This window comes from Pseudomonas tehranensis (assembly GCF_014268615.1).
GTDB lineage: Bacteria > Pseudomonadota > Gammaproteobacteria > Pseudomonadales > Pseudomonadaceae > Aquipseudomonas > Aquipseudomonas tehranensis.
This window is the reverse complement of record NZ_JABWQV010000412.1, coordinates 1-2,542: the sequence shown is the minus strand read 5'-3', so window position 1 is coordinate 2,542 and position 2,542 is coordinate 1. Positions and strand designations below refer to the sequence as shown.

The window sequence follows — 2,542 nt, the reverse complement described above, 5'->3', positions numbered from 1 at the left end:
CTTTCGCGAGCAAGCCCGCTCCCACATTGGGATCTGCTTTACATTGGGACTGGCTGCATCACGCCGTCTTCCAGGTAATCTCTTCTTCCCCATCAACGCTGATGCGAATCCAGCGGTCCGCCGATTCTTCACCTTCTTCTTCCACCCACGAGCCGGGCGCGCAGCGCACTTCGACGTTTAGCGCGGCAAAGGCTGCACGGGCGCAGGCAATGTCGTCTTCCCACGGGGTCTGGTCGCTTTCCAGGTACAGGCTGTTCCATTTGCCCACGGCCTTGGGCAGCCAGGTCACCGGGATGTTGCCGGCCTTGCACTTGTAGGTCTGGCCTTTCTGGACCCAGTCGCTGCACGGGCCCAGGGCCTGGCCGAGCCAGGCGGCAATGGCCTTGTGATCGACGTCGGCGTCTTTGAGGTAAATCTCGATATCGGGTTGGCGCATGGATGTCCTCACTGCGGTCTTGAAAAATCCATTCGCGGATTTAACTGGCCTCTGGCGGTTGCCCGAGGCCGGGAATCAAAAGGTTATTGAAGAACGAAATAATCGTAGCGCATCGACACCGTGACCTCGAACGGCTCGGCCTGCTCGATCACGCTGGCGCGGCGTTCGGCACTGGCGCGCCAGCCATGGGGCGTCATCGCCAACAGGTTGGCGCGGTCCTGGGCACTTGTGAGCATGAGCTTGAATTCGAGGGTTTCGCTGTGATCGAGCACCATGCCCGCCGGCACCAGGGCCAGGTGTTTGTCATCGGTGTACTGGCGCACTTCGTCGTACAGTCGCTCGCGCAACTCCATCAGGTGGCCGCTGGTCGGGCCCACCTTCATCAAGCCGCCACCGGGGCTGAGCAGGCGTTTGGCCTCTTGCCAGTCCAGCGGGCTGAACACGCTGGCCAGGAACTGGCAGCAGCCGTCCGCCAGCGGTACGCGGGCCATGCTGGCGATCAACCAGGTCAGCCGGGGATCGCGTTTGCAGGCGCGTTTGACCGCTTCCCGGGAGATGTCCAGGGCGTAGCCATCGGCATCCGGCAAGGCGTCGGCAATCTGTGCGGTGTAATAGCCCTCGCCACAGCCGATGTCCAGCCAGCGACTGGGCGCGCGCTCGGCGGCCAGTTCGGCCAGACGCCGGGCGACAGGGGCGTAATGCCCAGCGTTGAGGAAGTCGCGGCGGGCTTCGACCATCGCCTGATTATCGCCGGGATCACGGCTGTTCTTGTGCTGCACCGGCAGCAGGTTCAGGTAACCCTGCCGCGCGCGGTCGAAGCGATGGCCGGCCGGGCACACCACGCCGTTGTCCACGGCGTTCAGCGGTTCACTGCAGATCGGACAGGCGAGCATCAGGCGAGCAACTTGATCAGCGTCTTGTAGTAGATCTCGGTCAGCACGTCGAGGTCAGCCGCCAGCACGCGTTCGTTGACCTGGTGAATGGTCGCGTTGACCGGCCCCAGTTCCACCACTTGGGTGCCCATGGTGGCGATGAAACGACCATCGGAGGTGCCACCGCTGGTGGAGGCTTTTGTTTCCCGGCCGGTGACGTCCTTGATGCTCGACGAAACGGCGTCCAGCAGCGCGCCCGGTTCGGTGAGGAACGGCAGACCTGACAACGCCCAATCGATGTGCCAGTCCAGTTGATGCTTGTCGAGGATATCGGAGACGCGTTTTTGCAAGCCTTCGACGGTGGACTCGGTAGAGAAGCGGAAGTTGAACACCGCCACCAGGTCGCCGGGGATCACGTTGGTTGCGCCAGTGCCGGAGTTGAGGTTGGAAATCTGGAAACTGGTGGGCGGGAAGAAATCGTTGCCGTGGTCCCAGTGCTCGGCGGCCAACTCTGCCAGCGCTGGAGCCGCCAGGTGGATGGGGTTCTTCGCCAGGTGCGGATAGGCCACGTGGCCTTGCTTGCCGCGCACCGTCAGTTTGGCGCCGAGGGAGCCACGGCGGCCGTTCTTGACCACGTCACCCACCAGGGTGGTGCTCGACGGCTCGCCGACGATGCACCAGTCCAGGCGTTCCTGGCGGGCCTTGAGGCGCTCGACCACGGCCTTGGTGCCGTGGTGGGCCGGGCCTTCTTCGTCGCTGGTGATCAGAAAGGTGATCGAGCCCTTGTGGTCCGGGTAGTCGGCGACAAACCGTTCCGCTGCCACCACCATCGCCGCCAGGCTGCCTTTCATGTCTGCCGCGCCACGGCCACAGAGCATGCCGTGTTCATCGATGACCGCATCGAACGGGTCGAGCTGCCAGGCCTGTACTGGACCGGTCGGCACCACGTCGGTGTGCCCGGCGAAACACAGCACCGGGCCGTCATGCTTGCCATGGCTGGCCCAGAAGTTATCCACATCCTCGATGCGCATCGGTTCGAGCGTAAAGCCCGCGCTGCCCAGGCGCTGCATCATCAGTTTCTGGCAATCGGCATCCACCGGCGTCACGGACGGACGGCGGATCAGGTCGCAGGCGAGTTGCAGGGTCGGCGAGAGGTCGGCGTGGGCCGTCATGGAGAACTCCGAAAGCATGGAATAAAGGCGCGGACCTGTGGGAGCGGGCTTGCTCGCGAAGG

Annotated in this window: 3 protein-coding genes; all 3 read right to left on the bottom strand. The window is 63.8% G+C overall.

What is annotated here, in order from left to right; translation table 11 throughout:
• Window positions 1-58: 58 nt before the first annotated feature.
• A complete protein-coding gene (locus tag HU811_RS26580) occupies window positions 59-436 on the bottom strand; it encodes a hypothetical protein (RefSeq protein WP_063322778.1) in 378 nt (125 codons plus the stop codon).
• A gap of 83 nt (window positions 437-519) precedes the next feature.
• A complete protein-coding gene (locus HU811_RS26575; RefSeq protein ID WP_092401249.1) occupies window positions 520-1,329 on the bottom strand; it encodes a putative RNA methyltransferase in 810 nt (269 codons plus the stop codon).
• Complete coding sequence (dapE, locus tag HU811_RS26570) at window positions 1,329-2,480, bottom strand: succinyl-diaminopimelate desuccinylase (RefSeq protein WP_186659046.1); 1,152 nt, start codon at window positions 2,478-2,480, stop codon at window positions 1,329-1,331. Before dapE ends, HU811_RS26575 begins: the two co-directional genes overlap by 1 nt.
• Window positions 2,481-2,542: the final 62 nt, after the last annotated feature.